Annotated in this window: 15 protein-coding genes and 1 pseudogene; 13 read left to right on the top strand and 3 right to left on the bottom strand. The window is 44.2% G+C overall.

What is annotated here, in order from left to right; all coding sequences use genetic code 11:
* Both AM228_RS05285 and psbC read left to right on the top strand, forming a co-directional pair.
* Nucleotides 1-635, top strand: a pseudogene (locus tag AM228_RS05285) (photosystem II D2 protein (photosystem q(a) protein)); the annotation flags it as partial.
* Nucleotides 636-767: 132 nt separating this feature from the next.
* Nucleotides 768-2,126, top strand: a complete 1,359-nt coding sequence (gene psbC / locus AM228_RS05280; RefSeq protein WP_156331551.1) for a photosystem II reaction center protein CP43 — start codon at nucleotides 768-770, stop codon at nucleotides 2,124-2,126.
* A gap of 86 nt (nucleotides 2,127-2,212) precedes the next feature.
* Here psbC and AM228_RS05275 read toward each other — a convergent pair whose 3' ends face one another.
* A complete protein-coding gene (locus AM228_RS05275) occupies nucleotides 2,213-2,734 on the bottom strand; it encodes a hypothetical protein (RefSeq protein WP_054465046.1) in 522 nt (173 codons plus the stop codon).
* A gap of 556 nt (nucleotides 2,735-3,290) precedes the next feature.
* Here AM228_RS05275 and AM228_RS05270 point away from each other — a divergent pair.
* Nucleotides 3,291-4,991, top strand: a complete 1,701-nt coding sequence (locus AM228_RS05270) for a YcjF family protein (RefSeq protein WP_082348749.1) — start codon at nucleotides 3,291-3,293, stop codon at nucleotides 4,989-4,991.
* Between the two features lie 84 nt (nucleotides 4,992-5,075).
* Here AM228_RS05270 and AM228_RS33990 read toward each other — a convergent pair whose 3' ends face one another.
* Nucleotides 5,076-5,228, bottom strand: a complete 153-nt coding sequence (locus tag AM228_RS33990; RefSeq protein ID WP_190877733.1) for a hypothetical protein — start codon at nucleotides 5,226-5,228, stop codon at nucleotides 5,076-5,078.
* Between the two features lie 205 nt (nucleotides 5,229-5,433).
* Between AM228_RS33990 and AM228_RS05265 the strand changes: the two genes are divergently transcribed.
* A complete protein-coding gene (locus AM228_RS05265; RefSeq protein WP_054465061.1) occupies nucleotides 5,434-6,414 on the top strand; it encodes an ABC transporter ATP-binding protein in 981 nt (326 codons plus the stop codon).
* A gap of 193 nt (nucleotides 6,415-6,607) precedes the next feature.
* Here the strand turns inward: AM228_RS05265 and AM228_RS05260 are convergent, their stop codons facing one another.
* Nucleotides 6,608-8,071: a glycoside hydrolase family 13 protein gene (locus AM228_RS05260; protein WP_054465045.1), complete on the bottom strand. Its 1,464-nt coding sequence runs from the start codon at nucleotides 8,069-8,071 to the stop codon at nucleotides 6,608-6,610.
* Nucleotides 8,072-8,241: 170 nt separating this feature from the next.
* Between AM228_RS05260 and AM228_RS05255 the strand changes: the two genes are divergently transcribed.
* The 9 genes from AM228_RS05255 (at nucleotide 8,242) to AM228_RS05215 (ending at nucleotide 16,125) form a co-directional block, all read left to right on the top strand.
* The gene (locus AM228_RS05255) at nucleotides 8,242-8,574 is read left to right on the top strand and encodes a hypothetical protein (RefSeq protein WP_054465044.1); all 333 of its coding nucleotides are present in this window, start codon (nucleotides 8,242-8,244) and stop codon (nucleotides 8,572-8,574) included.
* A gap of 224 nt (nucleotides 8,575-8,798) precedes the next feature.
* A complete protein-coding gene (locus tag AM228_RS05250; RefSeq protein WP_054465043.1) occupies nucleotides 8,799-9,653 on the top strand; it encodes a hypothetical protein in 855 nt (284 codons plus the stop codon).
* A gap of 366 nt (nucleotides 9,654-10,019) precedes the next feature.
* Entirely contained in the window at nucleotides 10,020-10,700 is a 681-nt protein-coding gene (locus tag AM228_RS05245) for a DevA family ABC transporter ATP-binding protein (protein ID WP_054465042.1), read from the top strand.
* A 344-nt stretch (nucleotides 10,701-11,044) separates the two neighbouring features.
* Entirely contained in the window at nucleotides 11,045-12,163 is a 1,119-nt protein-coding gene (nuoH, locus tag AM228_RS05240) for an NADH-quinone oxidoreductase subunit NuoH (protein ID WP_054465041.1), read from the top strand.
* Between the two features lie 171 nt (nucleotides 12,164-12,334).
* Nucleotides 12,335-12,919 carry an NAD(P)H-quinone oxidoreductase subunit I gene (gene ndhI / locus AM228_RS05235; RefSeq protein WP_054465040.1) on the top strand — a complete coding sequence of 195 codons (585 nt, stop codon included), beginning with the start codon at nucleotides 12,335-12,337 and terminating at the stop codon, nucleotides 12,917-12,919.
* A gap of 98 nt (nucleotides 12,920-13,017) precedes the next feature.
* Nucleotides 13,018-13,635 carry an NADH-quinone oxidoreductase subunit J gene (locus tag AM228_RS05230; protein WP_054465039.1) on the top strand — a complete coding sequence of 206 codons (618 nt, stop codon included), beginning with the start codon at nucleotides 13,018-13,020 and terminating at the stop codon, nucleotides 13,633-13,635.
* 158 nt (nucleotides 13,636-13,793) lie between these two features.
* Nucleotides 13,794-14,105, top strand: a complete 312-nt coding sequence (nuoK, locus tag AM228_RS05225; RefSeq protein WP_054465038.1) for an NADH-quinone oxidoreductase subunit NuoK — start codon at nucleotides 13,794-13,796, stop codon at nucleotides 14,103-14,105.
* Between the two features lie 197 nt (nucleotides 14,106-14,302).
* A complete protein-coding gene (locus AM228_RS05220) occupies nucleotides 14,303-15,526 on the top strand; it encodes an AAA family ATPase (RefSeq protein WP_054465037.1) in 1,224 nt (407 codons plus the stop codon).
* Nucleotides 15,520-16,125, top strand: a complete 606-nt coding sequence (locus AM228_RS05215) for a DUF4276 family protein (protein ID WP_054465036.1) — start codon at nucleotides 15,520-15,522, stop codon at nucleotides 16,123-16,125. Before AM228_RS05220 ends, AM228_RS05215 begins: the two co-directional genes overlap by 7 nt.
* The last annotated feature ends 340 nt before the right edge of the window (nucleotides 16,126-16,465 follow it).

The following is a 16,465-nucleotide window of genomic DNA, read 5'->3' as shown; positions in this document are numbered from 1 at the left end:
ATGCGATCGCCTTCACCGGCCCGATTGCTGTATTCGTCAGCGTCTTCCTGATGTACCCCTTGGGTCAGTCTGGCTGGTTCTTTGCTCCTAGCTTCGGTGTCGCTGGTATCTTCCGTTTCATCCTCTTCTTCCAAGGTTTCCACAACTGGACTCTCAACCCCTTCCACATGATGGGAGTGGCGGGTATCCTCGGTGGAGCCCTGCTGTGCGCCATTCACGGTGCCACAGTGGAAAACACCTTGTTTGAAGATGGCGAAGGTGCCAACACCTTCCGGGCATTTGAACCCACCCAGTCGGAAGAAACCTACTCAATGGTGACTGCCAACCGCTACTGGTCTCAAATCTTCGGGATTGCCTTCTCCAACAAACGCTGGTTGCACTTCTTCATGTTATTTGTTCCCGTCACCGGGCTGTGGATGTGCTCCATCGGTGTGGTGGGCTTAGGTCTGAACCTGCGGGCTTATGACTTCGTGTCCCAAGAATTGCGGGCGGCTGAAGACCCGGAATTTGAAACCTTCTACACCAAAAACCAACTTTTGAACGAAGGTCTGCGGGCTTGGATGGCTCCGGCTGACCAACCCCATGAAAGCTTTGTGTTCCCCGAGGAAGTTCTGCCTCGCGGTAACGCTCTGTAATAGTATTCTACTTATCCGGCTTTGAGTGTTGAGTCAATCAGACTGACCCAACACTCAAAACCAAAAACCCCCTAATTGTTGAGTCGATCGCAAAAGAGGTCGTAGCCTGTGCAAAGCACTTTTAATACGTCAATGATCGGCGGACGTGACCAAGCCACTACCGGCTTTGCCTGGTGGGCTGGTAACGCTCGTTTAATCAATCTGTCTGGTAAACTCCTGGGTGCTCACGTTGCCCACGCTGGCCTGATTGTCTTCTGGGCTGGAGCCATGACCCTGTTTGAAGTGGCTCACTTCGTACCAGAAAAACCCATGTACGAGCAAGGTTTAATTCTCCTGCCTCACTTGGGTACCCTGGGCTTTGGTGTTGGCCCTGGTGGTGAAGTAATTGATACCTTCCCTTACTTCGTGGTTGGTGTTCTGCACTTAATCTCATCTGCTGTTCTCGGTTTTGGCGGCATTTACCACGCCATCCGTGGTCCAGAAACCCTCGAAGAATACTCTTCTTTCTTTGGGTATGACTGGAAAGACAAGAACCAGATGACCAACATCATCGGCTATCACCTGATCCTGCTCGGATGCGGTGCGCTGCTTTTGGTGTTCAAAGCCATGTTCTTTGGCGGCGTCTACGACACTTGGGCGCCTGGTGGTGGTGATGTCCGCGTGATTACTAACCCCACTTTGAACCCCGCTGTGATCTTCGGTTATCTAGTCAAGGCTCCTTTTGGCGGCGAAGGCTGGATCATCGGTGTCAACAACATGGAAGACATCATCGGTGGTCACATCTGGATTGGCCTGACCTGCATTGCTGGTGGTATCTGGCACATTCTGACTCAGCCCTTCGGTTGGGTACGTCGTGCCTTCATCTGGAATGGAGAAGCTTATCTGTCTTACAGCTTGGGCGCTCTATCCCTGATGGCCTTCATCGCCACTGCTTTCGTTTGGTTTAACAACACTGCTTATCCCAGCGAATTCTACGGGCCAACCAACGCCGAAGCTTCTCAAGCTCAAGCTTTCACTTTCCTGGTTCGTGACCAACGCTTAGGTGCCAACATTGGTTCTGCTCAAGGCCCCACTGGTCTTGGTAAATACCTCATGCGCTCTCCCACTGGTGAAATCATCTTCGGTGGTGAAACCATGCGTTTCTGGGATTTCCGTGGCCCCTGGGTTGAACCCCTCCGTGGTCCTAATGGCTTGGATCTCAAAAAGCTCAAGAACGACATTCAGCCCTGGCAAATTCGTCGTGCTGCTGAATACATGACCCATGCTCCCAACGGTTCTATCAACTCCGTCGGTGGCATTATCACTGAAGCCAATGGCTTCAACTATGTGAACCCTCGCGCTTGGCTCGCTGGTTCTCACTTTATTCTGGCTTTCTTCTTCTTGGTCGGACACCTCTGGCACGCTGGTCGCGCTCGCGCTGCCGCTGCTGGTTTTGAAAAAGGTATCGATCGCGAAAACGAGCCAGTTATGTCGATGGATTACATCGACTAATCTTCTATCGGTGTTGAATTAATTCATCACATCAGATAAAAAACCCCTGTATTCAATTACAGGGGTTTTGTTTTTTTATGAGAGAACTACTTCAAAAAGCGTCCCGCTAGATTCATCACATCAGTGATATCGATTGTCCCATCGCCATTGGCATCTAAAAAAGCATTCAGCACTGGATTGGCGGCTTGTTGCGGATCCGTGGTACTGGCACCAGTTTTTAACAGACTCAGCAATGCCGGAACCACTATGGGCAACATGGCTTGAATTGTTGAGGCATTTAAACCACTTTTTTGAGCAATTTCTGGGACGATTTCCGCTAATTTAGTTTGACTAAATAAGGCAAAAACAGCTTGCGGATTTGCCGAAGTGCCGCTAAACTGATTTACCAAATTTTTGACCATATCTGACCCTTCGGTATTTTGCTTTTCCTGCAAGGCAGACCGCACATATCCCCCCACCATTGACAAGAGCATTTTACTTTTGCCAGGGTCAGCACCATAAATACTGGCCGTTTGTTGAATATTGGTCAGAATATTACTCAATTCAGCTAAATTTGCTTGCTGATTTGGATTGTTGACCGCCTGTAAAATTTGGTTAAATAGTCCCATGTTTATGCTCCATTTTCTTGATTTCATCAATATTTTATCAATATTCGATATCAATTTAATAGACAATTCTGGCTTTCATACCGTATAAGATCCCCCCAATCCCCCCCTTAGCCCCTTCTTTGAAGGGGCTAAGGGGGGGTGGGGCTTTGAACGAATTTTGCCAGAATTGTCTAATGATTTTTCACAATATCGATATCGAGCACCGATAATTTGATATTTAATTACTAAAATCATTTATCTAATTTTAGCCATGATTTTGTGCTTAAATTATGATTTAATGCGGTTTAAATTGATTTAGATATTTATGGAAATTATAGGTAAAAAATTTTTTGAAAAATTTTTTTTGATTTGAGTTGTTGATTTTTAAGTTTCAATACTATAATAAGTTATCACAAAAAAATTTAGTCAATATTTATTTCCCCCTGTAAAACTATCAATCTGCCTAGACCGATCGCTGAGTAGCCTTGTGAATTCATGCAAATAAAACATAATGAATTGTTAGCTATCAGCGGCGATCGCATCCTTTTTTCCTTTCTATCACATTGGTGATATTTCCATGCGCCCCACTCGTCTGTTAACCATCTATATCGGTTTGGCCCTGATTTTAGGGCTGATTCTGTGGCTGGTGAATTCTCTTTACCAGCTATATATTCAGGTCTCTTATACCGCTCCATTTTTGGCGTTATTGCTGGTATTACTGGCGATCGCCCTCCTGGGGCTGTTAGTGGCCACCTTTCTCTATTACATGGGACTCCTGCCCGGATACCCCTTACCCACCAAAGGGGGAAGGCGCCCTAAAAAACGCCAAATCCCGGTGCAAAAAACTGCTGCCGCTGCGGAAACTTTGCAGGCAATTCGAGAACAGGTGACGCAAATTCAAGATGAAGTGGCCCGCCAAGCCATGTTACGTCGCACCCGCGAAATTGAAGCCAATTTAGCCAGAGGAAATTTGCACGTGGTGGTCTTTGGCACTGGCGCCGCTGGCAAAACCTCCGTGGTCAATGCCCTCTTAGGGCGGATCGTCGGTCGGGTCGAGGCGCCAATGGGCACCACCGAGGTGGGAGAAACCTATACTCTCAAGTTGAAAGGATTAGAACGAGATATTCTGATTACTGATACACCGGGAATTTCCGAGACAGGTGTGGCTGGTTCTCAACGAGAGGAAATTGCTCGCAAACTCGCCACGGAAGCCGACTTATTATTATTTGTGGTGGATAATGACCTGAGTCGCACGGAATATGAATCCCTGCAAGCCTTAATGGAAATTGGCAAGCGATCGCTCTTGGTCTTCAATAAAACTGACCTCTATACCGAAACGGAACAAGAAATTATCCTCGCCCGACTGCGAGAACGAGTGCGGGGCTATATCTCCCCAATGGATTTAGTCGCAGTAGCAGCGAATCCCAAACCCGTGCAACTCGAAGGGGGCGGTTGTTTTGAAATGGAACCGGATATTATGCCCCTGATTCGCCGAATGGCCGTGATTTTAAGGGCTGAGGGGGAAGATTTAGTCGCCGATAATATTCTGTTGCAGTCGCAAAAATTAGGAGAAGAAGCCCGAAAGCTGATCGATAGTCAGCAACGACGCCAAGCGGAGAAAATTGTGGAACGGTTTCAATGGATTGGCGCTGGGGTGATTGCCTGCACCCCAGTCCCCGTGGTGGATCTGTTAGCCACAGCCGCCGTCAATGCCCAAATGGTCGTAGAAATTGGCAAAATTTACGATTGTGAAATTAACGTGGAACGAGGTCGAGAAATGGCCTTGTCCTTGGCTAAAACTTTGGCGAGTTTAGGCATTGTTAAAGGCGCATTAAATTTACTGACCACCGCCTTACAACTGAATCTAAGTACCATTATCCTGGGTAAAGTGATTCAAGGAATTACCGCTGCCTATTTAACCCGCATTGCCGGAAAAAGTTTCGTTGAATATTTTCGACACGATCAGGATTGGGGGGATGGCGGCATGATGGAAGTGGTTCAACGCCAATTTGAACTGACCAAAAAGGATGAGTTTGTCCAAGGTTTCGTCAAAGATGCGATCGCCCGCGTCGTGGATCCGCTGAAAGAGAACTTACCTAACTTATCCGATACCCTGCCACCCACTTTTGAGGGGGAGTGGGCTGCCCAAGACCCCGGATATCAGGCAGCTTATCCGTCAGAATATCCGTCAGAGTACCCGTCAGACTATCCGTCAGAATATCCGTCAGACTATTCCGACTGGGAAACGCCGCGATCGCGACAACGAGATGATTGGTAAGTTATGGGTTATGAGTTACTCGTTATTCGTCAGAAAAATCACCAAATAACCCATAACCCATAACTCATAACTCATAACTGATAATTAAATGAAAAATGACCAAATCATCCCTGGATCGATCGGCGCCGGAATCATTTCTCCCCGTAAATCCAACAATTGAACCAACATCAGATATGCTACGGCTAACACCAAAGAAATCGCCCCAGTCACAATCGCCACAATTTTGGAACGATCCATAACTTTCCTCCGTTTTGTAAAGTTTTCCTCAAAAATTTTAGGCTAATCGCCCCCTAATGGGTTATGTTATTTGTTATTAGTTATTGGTTATTGCTGATGTTAATTATTAAACAACAAATAACAAATAAATAATAATCAAATCAACAATAATCAATAACTAATGAAGTATCAAGTGATGAAAAAGCTCAAAGGTGGAGACTATGATATGGAATCTGTAGCTGATTTATCTCCTCAACCAATTAGCCGTGAAAATGAGGCAGTTGTCCAAACCTGGGACTTGAGTAAATTCTATCGGGCTGGGTTTTGGATGAATCAAAAAATCCTGTCCTTAAAAAACTGTAATTTAACCATTTATCCTGGCGAAACCTTTGGTTTATTAGGGCAGAATGGTGCAGGCAAAACCACATTAATTAAAACTCTTTTAGGAATTGTCAAACCCACCAGCGGACGAGGGGTTATTTTCGGGCGTCCTTTGGGCGATCGCGCCGTGAGAGAACGCATCGGTTACTTACCGGAAAATGCTTATTTTTATGATTATCTCACGGGCTGGGAATGCTTAGAATTTGCCGCTAATTTATTTCAAATTCCTGGGGAAGTTAGAGAACATCGGATTATTGATTTACTCGATTTAGTCGGGCTGGATAAATCCAGTGCTAAAAACAAACAAATGCGTCAATATTCCAAAGGAATGTTACAACGCATTGGCATGGCACAAGCTTTAATTAATGACCCGGAATTACTCTTATTAGATGAACCAATGTCCGGTCTTGACCCTTTGGGTCGATATCAAATGCGGGAAATTATTTTATCCTTGAAAAAGCAAGGAAAGACGATTTTCTTTAATAGCCATATTTTAGCAGATGTGGAAAAAATCTGCGATCGCGTCGCTATTCTGGCGCGAGGAGAAATCATTGCGTCTGGCACAATTAAAGAACTGATTGGCACATCAGATATCTATCAAGTCAAAGGCCAAGGAGGTAACTTAGAGGTATTAAAACAATGGCTCAACAATTTAGAATTTGAAGATGAAACTTGGCAAGGCATATTACAAGGAAATACCCAATATTTTTTAGCCAGCTTACAACTGATGGAAGCGAAACTGATTTCTCTCACTTTAGCCAATGGTTCATTAGAGGAGTTTTTTGTCCAACAACTTCGGGAAAAAGGGTTAACGGTTACGCAATAATTACGCAATAAACCGATGGTTCGGGACACGACCTTGCCGTGTCCCTGGGCAAACTATTCTTGTGTCCGATTAGGGTTCGATTACGGTAGGAAGCATGACCGCCAGTAAATGATTGCTAAAAAGCAGATATTGACTGGCGGATATTTCCGCGAGTCAATATCACGATTTTAGATCGCGATCCAAAATCACGCATCTATATACAAATAATAGCGCTACGAGGCGGTAAAGTCAAGTTAATTTGATTGTCCTGGCAAGATATTTGTCCCTGCCCATATAATCGCTGATTTTGCTTAAATTCACCGCGAATACTAAAGCTTTTTATTGCCGATTCTATCCCGCAATTAATGGCGACCAATATCGATTCTTCTGGGCAATTCCGGGCAAACACATAAACCATTCCCTGACTGCCGATAATTTCATAGTCTCCTATCTGTAAACACTGATAATTTCGCCGCAGCTTAATTAACTCTTTGTGCATCTTTAAGACCGATTGATTCCATTGATTTTCTGGGGGGAAGCCCCGACGACAATCTGGGTCATCACCTCCCGGTAAACCCACTTCATCCCCATAGTAAATACTCGGCGATCCGACACTGGTCATTAATAACACCGTGGCTAATTCTATGGTAGCTAAGTCTTCTCCACAAATGGTTAACAATCTGGCGGTATCGTGACTATCTAATAAGTTTAATTGGGTGAGTTGAATTTCCCACGGATATAAATTTAGCAGGTTTTGCATTTTTTGGGCATATCCAGCGGCATCTAAAGCGGGATAGGGGTAATATTCGTGATGTTCTACCAGTTCCATTTTGACGCGATCGCCTGCGGTAAAGGCGATCGTTGGTCCGGTAAATAAATAATTCATAACCCCATCAAACTGGGTGCCATCTAACCATTGTCGCGAGTCTTTCCAGACTTCTCCCACAATATAAGCATCCGGGTTTATGGCTTTCACTCGTTGGCGAAATTCCTGCCAAAATCCGGGAGTTTCCACACAGTAAGGCACATCCAAACGCCAGCCATCAATTCCTTGTTGAATCCAATATTCGGCAATTTGCATAATATATTCTCGCACCGCTGAATTGTCGTGGTTAAACTTAGGCAGCGATCGATTATTTGCCCAACCGATATAATTCGCCAGTTTACTGCCATCGTAAGCGGATATAGGCCAATTTTCTATTAAAAACCAATCTACCCAAGGAGAATTTGGGCCATTTTCTAAAATATCATTAAAAAAGAAAAATCCTCGACTGGCATGATTAAATACTCCATCCAGTACCACCTTAATTTCCCGTTGATGGGCAGCATCTAGCAAAGCCATAAATGCTTGATTCCCTCCCAATATGGGGTCAACTTGGTAATAGTCATGGGTGTGGTAACGGTGATTACAAGCGGATTGAAAAATTGGGGTAAAATAAATGGCATTAATGCCTAAGTCTTGTAAGTAATCCAATTTCTCTATTACTCCCCAAAGATTCCCTCCTTTGTATCCTTGTAGGGTCGGAGGTGCATCCCAGGGTTCTAATTGTTCCGGTTGCCAACCACCCCCCGGTTGACGGCAAAATTTTCCCGCAGGTGGTTCACTTTTGGCGAAGCGATCGGGAAAAATTTGATAGAAAACAGCTTGTTTTACCCAATCAGGGGTTTGAATTTTCATATATTCTCCGATTTGATATTACTGGGCGATGGCCGATATGATTGAACGATACTATATTATTAAGCGATATTGGGGCTTGTTCAATAAGAAATATTGCTTTTATTTTTCCGGCATTGATGGTTTGCTATGATGGGGATATATTTGTTTAATCCACACCCAAGAGGTTGATTATGTACGATCGCAACTGTGATAATTTTCATACCCTGACAGAAACGGTTAAATTAGTGTTCTTCTTTAAAACCATTGTTGGGACAATTTTACTATTATTTGGCATCGCGATCGCCTGGGAAGTCCTGCAAATTATCTCAACTTTGATTCAAGCTTCTGAGACGATCCCCCTCGTGGAAAACATTATCCAGATGGGTCATAGTGGCAGTGAATTCAGAAACCAACTACCCGCGAGTGACGTGCATGGAATACTAGGCGGTTATGAAGATGCAGTTTTTGGTTATGGAATCTTGATTTTTCTGCTCTCAATTGAGGAATTGCCCAAACTTTTCTAGGTATTGGGGCAGAACTGATTAAGTCAGACTTGAAAAGCTTATTAGAAAAGTTAGGAGAAGAACTAGCCAGACTGGGGAAAAGTTTTAACCAGAATTACTAAACAAATCAGATTTTATCAAATTAAACTAATATAAGATTCAATTTTAGCCGATATTTTTCCTTTAACTGGGTTACTTTTAAGCATCTGCTATCGTTGGAGAAGTAGAAATTAGAGAGGTTTAATATGCATTTCCCTCGTCAACCGGCCAGCCACCGCACCCCCTTCGATACGGGGTTATGTCAGGGGATTACCTCAAGACCAAGGACGGGACTGACTTTGGCGATCGCCTTAGCCATAACCCTTGACTGCACTGCCCTTTCGCCCTCCACCCAAGCGGAAACGTTTTCCAGGGATAGCGCCAACCCAGAGTCCTTAACGGTGGCAGCAGAACCTAGCCCATTACCTCACCCCGGAAATTCTGACTCATCTAAACATCTAGAATCTCAAAATCTAGAAACAAAACCAGAAAAAAATCTAGATAATCTAGATAATCTAGATAATCCAACAGCATCGCCCAAAAATTTAGAAATAAGCCAAATAGACGAAGCGGAAATGATGAGGACAGAGGCTTTAGAAACAGCGATCGCCGAGGAAAATTTCACCCCTCTAATTAGCTATTGCCGCATGGGAGAATGCGTTGAATCCTACTACACCTTTACCCGCTTAAAGCGCGAAGCCAGAGGGGAAAAACTTTACCAAACAGAAGTGTTAGTCTATCATTCGGTTATGGGTAAACCAACCGAAGGAAAATGGGTTTGGATGAAGGCGCCTACCCAGGTTTTGTGTTCTACGGAGCGTCCGATGGCGATCAATTTCGATGGCACCGAGTACATCATCGATCGCCTGAGTCCGGGAAATTATCCGCCCGGTTTCCAGAGGGAAGCTGATGCTTTGTATTGGGCGATTTGCCACGATACCAGCGTCACAGATTTAGACAAGAATCAATCCAGAGAACAGCAAGCAATTCAGCTTGGTTACGACCTCAACCGAGAAGCCGAGCAAACCCGTCAAGACTTTATTGAATTAATTGAAGACTAGGACTAATACCAAGCATCAAAAACTACTCCTGCAATTACGAGGTTAATTTGGGCGCACGTAGGGGCACACCGAAGTGGTAGCCAAGCGCAAGGTCGCAAGCCGCCGCGCCCCTACTACCACCAAGAGATTAAATGTATCATTTTTATTTAAAAAAATATAATATAATATATTTATTGGCATTATAGATAATAATAGAGCATCATAGATAAAGAGTAAATATAAGCTTTATAAGCGATCTAATTCTCTTTGTGTCCTCTGTGTCTCTGTGGTTAATTCAATAAAAAAAATTTTTTAGGTAAATTAATTTATATTAACGCAATCATCTAGAGGTATTATTTATTTTAGGCAGCGAGATTAAAATTATATATGTTAAAACAACCTGCAATTGACATTAAAAAGTTAAACCATTTTTTTGGCAAAAACAGCCTAAAAAAGCAAGTTTTATTTGATATTAATTTAAAAATATTTCCCGGAGAAATCGTGCTAATGACCGGGCCATCGGGTTCGGGAAAAACCACCTTATTAACCCTGGTGGGAGGACTGCGATCGCCCCAAGAAGGCAGCTTAAAAGTATTGGGTAAAGAACTTTCTGTCGCCCAACCCAAAGATTTTGTCTTACTCCGCCGAAATATTGGCTATATTTTTCAAGCCCATAACTTACTCGCTTGTTTAACCGCAAGGCAAAACGTGCAAATGTCCCTAGAACTTCACCCAGAAATTCAAGAAAATCTCCGGGAAAAAGCCGCCGGAATTCTCACCGCAGTGGGACTAGAAGATCATATTGATTACTATCCCGAAAACCTATCGGGAGGGCAAAAACAACGAGTAGCGATCGCCCGGGCATTAGTCAGTCATCCCCAACTGGTATTAGCGGACGAACCCACCGCTGCTTTGGACAGTAAATCTGGTCGGGATGTAGTCGAAATCATGCAGCATCTTGCTAAAAAACAAGGTTGCACCATCTTGTTAGTGACTCACGATGACCGCATCTTAGACATCGCCGATCGCATCGTACATTTAGAAGATGGACGTTTATTCAACAACTAAGAAAGTGCAGCCACCGGACAAGGGCAAAAATTGTTGGGACTTAATTTCACCCAATTCATTAATCAATTTAATCATAAACATTAACAAAAACAACCTATTTGTTGCCTGTCTGAATCCGTCCGATTGTTTACATCGGCCTCTAGGAGATGAATCCATTCGCGCAGATAACAGGGCAGATAACAGCGCAGATAACCCGATCGGTTTGTAGTGGAGATTGATCCGGGAATGGCTTTATCCCCTACCTTACATTATTCAATCGATCGCCAAATTCTGCTGACCATAGAGAGTTATACTGTAACTCAGTCCCGCTCGTAAAAAATCTTCATAAATTTGAAGTAACAAGCATGAACCAAGGAATAGACTTACAAGGAAGCGTTATACAATTGCTGGTGGACTTAGGACTGCCTCCCCAAGTCGCCAAAGTGATTTGGATCCCCCTGCCCATGTTTTTAATGTTAGCCGTAGCCACGGTTGGGGTATTGGTAGCAGTCTGGCTAGAACGAAAAATCTCTGCCGCAGTACAACAGCGAATTGGTCCCGAATACGCTGGCCCATTGGGGGTATTGCAACCCGCCGCTGACGGGCTAAAGCTAATTTTTAAAGAAGATATCGTCCCCACGAAAGCGGATCCGATCCTCTTTACCCTCGGCCCAATTCTGGTAGTGCTGCCGGTATTTATCTCTTACCTGATCGTTCCCTTCGGGCAAAATCTGATCATCAGCGACTTGAGCATCGCCATTTTCTTATGGATTGCCCTTTCTAGTGTCGCCCCGATCGGTTTGCTGATGGCCGGTTATTCCTCCAACAACAAATACTCTCTGTTAGGTGGACTGCGGGCGGCTGCCCAGTCCATTAGCTATGAAATTCCTCTGGCTTTGGCGGTATTGGCGATCGTGATGATGTCCAATAGCCTCAGCACCATTGACATCGTAGAACAACAAAACAGTTACGGCATTCTCGGCTGGAATGTCTGGCGTCAGCCCGTTGGGTTCCTAATTTTTTGGATTTGCGCCTTGGCTGAATGCGAACGTCTGCCTTTTGACTTGCCGGAAGCGGAAGAAGAACTGGTGGCCGGATATCAAACCGAATATGCGGGGATGAAATTCGGTCTATTTTATGTGGGTTCTTACGTCAACTTAATTCTTTCCGCCTTATTGGTGTCAGTGCTCTACTTCGGTGGCTGGACATTGCCCATTCCCATTGAACTGATTGCCCAATGGATCGGGGTCAGCGAAACTACCCCTTGGTTCCAAGTAATCGCAGCGGTGCTGGGAATTACAATGGTGCTCCTGAAAACTTACTTCTTCGTGTTTCTGGCGATTCTCTTGCGCTGGACTCTGCCACGAGTGCGGATTGACCAACTCCTGAACCTGGGCTGGAAATTCCTGTTACCCGTGGGTCTGGTGAATTTGCTGTTAACTGCCGCCTTGAAGTTGGCTTTTCCCTTCGCTTTTGGTGGTTAAGGGATTTGGGACTCGGTGTTATCGGTGTTTTGGTGAACGACCAGATCGCCGCAAAAATTCCCTGCCAACACAGTCCCAAAACAGCGCGATCGATCTAATCATGCGATCGATTCATCAGATCAATTCATCTTCAATCCAAAGCACATTGATATTCTCTGCCATCCTTCACTTATGCTAAAGTTCCTCAAACAAGTTAGCGACTATACCAAAGAAACCTTTCAAGCCGCCAAATATATTGGCCAAGGTCTTTCGGTGACATTTGACCATATGCGTCGTCGTCCAGTGACGGTGCTCTATCCTTACGAAAAACTGATTCCTTCCGAACGGTATCGGGGACGAATTCACTTTGAATTTGACAAATGTATTTCTTGTGAAGTCTGCGTGCGGGTTTGTCCAATTAATCTGCCGGTAGTGGACTGGGAATTTAACAAAGAAACCAAGAAGAAAAAGCTGAAACACTACAGTATTGATTTCGGAGTTTGTATTTTTTGCGCCAACTGTGTGGAATATTGCCCCACCAACTGTCTGTCGGCGACGGAAGAATATGAACTAGCCGCCTACGATCGCCATGATTTGAACTACGACAACGTGGCAATGGGGCGTTTGCCTTATAAAGTCACTAATGACCCAATGGTGACGCCCCTGCGAGAATTGGCCTATTTGCCCAAAGGGATCAACGACCCCCACGATCTGCCGGAAGGCTCGGTTCGCGCTGGTAAACGCCCAGAAGAACTCCTGGAAAAGATGGAAAAATAATTCTTGGCGGTGGATGGTTCACTGTTAATTGAAATAATTGAATATCGTTAACAGTGACCCGATCGATTTTTCTTGACAAGTGATATAAGGACAAAACTGTGAATTTAGCGGAAGGCGTTCAGATAGTTTCGTTTGGCTTGTTGGCCTTAATGATGATTGGTTCAGCATTAGGAGTGGTGCTGTTTTCTAATATTGTTTACTCCGCGTTTTTGCTCGGTGCTGTATTTACCAGTATGGCCGGGATCTATGTGCTGCTGAATGCAGATTTTGTGGCAGCGGCTCAACTGCTGATTTATGTGGGTTCGGTGAACGTGCTGATTTTGTTTGCCATTATGTTGGTGAACAAGCGGGAAAAGTTTGCCCAAGTGGGAAATGCCGCCCTGCGTCAATTAGTCACCGCGTTGGTAGGCTTCGGTTTGTTTGCCCTCCTGGGGACGATGATTTTATCGACTCCTTGGCCGGTGAAAACTGGCGCGATCGCCCCTGGGTCTTCGACCGTAGAGGCGATCGGCAAACATTTCTTTACGGACTTTTTACTCCCCTTTGAATTAGCCTCACTGCTACTATTAATTGCCATGATTGGCGCAATTATTTTGGCGCGGCGAGACTTCTACCGGGATGACATTCCGGCGGCTCCCGTTGCCCCGGTGCTCACCTTACCAGAGCGGGCTAAAGAATCCATTGGCGCCTTAAGTAGCAGCCAGAAAAAATCATAACAAGTCATAAAATTAATGACAGTTATTCCCGCAAAGTGCGGGAATATGTCTGAAACTTTTCCCCTCAATTAGTTTAAACCGAATAAATCGAAAATTAATTGAGAGGGTCAATTAACCCACAGACAATCAACCCAGAGAAATTATCGTTGGTAGGATTCATGCAACTTCACCTTGAGTATTTTTTATTGTTGGCTGCTGCCTTATTTTGCATTGGCATTTATGGTCTGGTGACAAGTCGTAATGCTGTGCGAGTTTTGATGTCTATTGAGTTACTGCTCAATGCGGTTAATCTTAATCTGATGGCTTTTTCTAATTTTATTGATTCAGCCACGATTAAAGGCCAAGTGTTTACGGTGTTTGTGATTACCGTAGCTGCCGCCGAAGCTGCCGTAGGTTTGGCGATTATTTTGGCGATTTATCGCAACCGGGATACGGTGGATATGGAACAGTTTAATCTGTTGAAATGGTAAAAAAATTGACTGTGAACTGTTGACGTTTGACTGTTAACAGTTCACAGTTATTTATTAGGGAATAGGCATTCTGGAAGTAAGGGGTAAGCAACAGCAATCAACAACCAACAAACAACAATCAACAATCAAAAAATCCCTACCCAAAGAATCCCTACCCAACAATAAACAACCAAAAAACAACAATTAAGGAGACTGAAGTGCAAGGAAAACGGTTTATCCGCACGCTGCAATTAAAAAATTTACTTTCTTATGGCAGTGAAGAGTCAACAATTGACCTTCAACCCTTGAATGTTTTAATTGGCTCTAATGGATCGGGTAAGTCGAATTTAATTCAGGCAATTGGGCTTTTGCAGGCAACTCCTAGGAACTTGGCGGCGCCAATTCGGGAAGGGGGAGGGGTTAGCGAGTGGCTTTGGAAAGGAGGGAGTGAACAACAATTTCCGATCGCGCATATTTCGGCAACGATTGATTACCCGGAAGGAGTGATGCCGCTGCGTTATCAGATGAGTTTTACCATGAACGGTCAAAGACTGGAACTGGTGGATGAGTCGGTAGAAAATGAGCAAAAATTCGATGATAACTATGAAGATGTTTATTTTTTCTACCGATACCAAAATGGTCATCCGATCTTAAATTTCAGAACTAAGCCTGAAGCGAAAGCGGGAAGGGAAGATCAGAGAGTTAAACGATCGCTTCAACGGGAAGAACTGAGTCCAGAGCAATCGGTTTTATCCCAGAAAAAAGACCGAGATTATTACCCAGAACTGACTTATTTAAATCATCAGTTTTCTCAGATTCGCATCTATCGAGAATGGAACCTAGGCAGATATACGCCGCCCCGACTGCCACAACCATCGGATTTACCCAATGATTTTTTAGAAGAATATTACAGTAACCTGGGTCATGTTTTAAATAATTTAGACTTCCAAGTATACAAACCATTACTCATAGAAAAATTGCAAAAATTCTATGATGCGATCGCGGATATCCTTGTCCGAGTTGAAGCAAGTACATTGCAAGTATTTCTGCGGGAAAAGCAACGCCACCGACCAATTCCGGCAACTCGTCTATCCGATGGCACCCTGCGTTATCTATGTTTGTTGACCATCCTTTGCCACCCCAGTCCACCGCCTCTTGTTTGTATCGAAGAACCAGAAATCGGCTTACATCCAGATATTCTCCCGATGGTAGCTGAGTTGCTCATTGAGGCTTCTCAGCGAACTCAATTGATCGTGACCACCCATTCTGATGCTTTAATTTCTGGCTTAAGTGAAGTCCCCGAATCAGTCTTAGTCTGCGAACAAAATCAGAAAGGGAGTTATTTGCGTCGTTTGAATCCTCAGCGGTTAAAAAAATGGCTGGAAGATTACAGCCTCGGAGACTTATGGCGCATCGGTGAAATTGGAGGAAACCGATGGTAAGCGAAATCGGAATTTATATTGAAGGGATTGGGGATTCAGAACCACTCGCAAGACAACTTCAGCCTCCCCCAAATCGAAAAATTAAGCTGCCCAAAAAAGAAACTCAAGCAGGACTAGCGCCAGGGTTTAGAACTTTTTTCCAAAGCCTCGATCGTCTAGCATATAACCACGGAATCAAAATCCAACTAATCATCTGTGGGGGGCGGAAACAAGCTTATAATAATTTTCACAGAGCGATCCAAGATCACCCCGATGCATTCAATGTTTTACTGGTAGATTCAGAAGGGCTTTTATCCGATATAAACCAACCTTGGAAATATCTCCAGGACAGGCCAGAATATCAATGGGATTCACAGGGGATTGACGATAGTCATTGTCAATTAATGGTTCAAGCGATGGAGGCTTGGTTTATTGCTGACCTTGATACCTTAAGACAATTCTATGGGGAGAAATTTAAGGATAATAAAATTATCCGGGGTCTGGAGCAATATCAGACTGTCGATCGAGTTTCAGTATATAATCTGGAAAAAAGGCTCACACAAGCGACTAAGGACACACCAAGAGGCAAGTATAGTAAAACAAAACACGCTCCCAAATAGAACTTTTGAAAGTCGATCGCGTCAGGGCTGCTTGTCCATCGTGCGATCGCCTGTTTAAGACCCTTGAGCAAATCATCACTGCGCCCCCATAAGTCACCGGATTCACTTTTAATTCGCTGGATCGGCACAATTCATTTTGAGAATCTGAAAAATTCACCCCTTTTTACTATATAGTATTATATAGTATTATTAATCAATATCTTGGTTAGATGCTCTGGAATTAATTAAATTTATTTGTCAATCAGTCTGGGTGGAGATGGTTTTTCTAATTATTCATCATAAGTATCCGTAATACCCGCAATACTCGCTCAAAAATCTGTGAAAAACCAAAAAGTTCACC

Source organism: Planktothricoides sp. SR001 (assembly GCF_001276715.1).
Lineage (GTDB): Bacteria > Cyanobacteriota > Cyanobacteriia > Cyanobacteriales > Laspinemataceae > Planktothricoides > Planktothricoides raciborskii.
This window is presented reverse-complemented; position numbering and strand designations above follow the sequence as displayed.

What these genes read in the sequence shown, in the direction of transcription:
- psbC (WP_156331551.1), top strand. Translation starts at nt 768, where the DNA reads ATGATCGGCGGACGTGACCAAGCCACTACCGGCTTTGCCTGGTGGGCT.
- AM228_RS05275 (WP_054465046.1), bottom strand. Translation starts at nt 2,734, where the DNA reads ATGGGACTATTTAACCAAATTTTACAGGCGGTCAACAATCCAAATCAG.
- AM228_RS05270 (WP_082348749.1), top strand. Translation starts at nt 3,291, where the DNA reads ATGCGCCCCACTCGTCTGTTAACCATCTATATCGGTTTGGCCCTGATT.
- AM228_RS33990 (WP_190877733.1), bottom strand. Translation starts at nt 5,228, where the DNA reads ATGGATCGTTCCAAAATTGTGGCGATTGTGACTGGGGCGATTTCTTTG.
- AM228_RS05265 (WP_054465061.1), top strand. Translation starts at nt 5,434, where the DNA reads ATGGAATCTGTAGCTGATTTATCTCCTCAACCAATTAGCCGTGAAAAT.
- AM228_RS05260 (WP_054465045.1), bottom strand. Translation starts at nt 8,071, where the DNA reads ATGAAAATTCAAACCCCTGATTGGGTAAAACAAGCTGTTTTCTATCAA.
- AM228_RS05255 (WP_054465044.1), top strand. Translation starts at nt 8,242, where the DNA reads ATGTACGATCGCAACTGTGATAATTTTCATACCCTGACAGAAACGGTT.
- AM228_RS05250 (WP_054465043.1), top strand. Translation starts at nt 8,799, where the DNA reads ATGCATTTCCCTCGTCAACCGGCCAGCCACCGCACCCCCTTCGATACG.
- AM228_RS05245 (WP_054465042.1), top strand. Translation starts at nt 10,020, where the DNA reads ATGTTAAAACAACCTGCAATTGACATTAAAAAGTTAAACCATTTTTTT.
- nuoH (WP_054465041.1), top strand. Translation starts at nt 11,045, where the DNA reads ATGAACCAAGGAATAGACTTACAAGGAAGCGTTATACAATTGCTGGTG.
- ndhI (WP_054465040.1), top strand. Translation starts at nt 12,335, where the DNA reads ATGCTAAAGTTCCTCAAACAAGTTAGCGACTATACCAAAGAAACCTTT.
- nuoK (WP_054465038.1), top strand. Translation starts at nt 13,794, where the DNA reads ATGCAACTTCACCTTGAGTATTTTTTATTGTTGGCTGCTGCCTTATTT.
- AM228_RS05215 (WP_054465036.1), top strand. Translation starts at nt 15,520, where the DNA reads ATGGTAAGCGAAATCGGAATTTATATTGAAGGGATTGGGGATTCAGAA.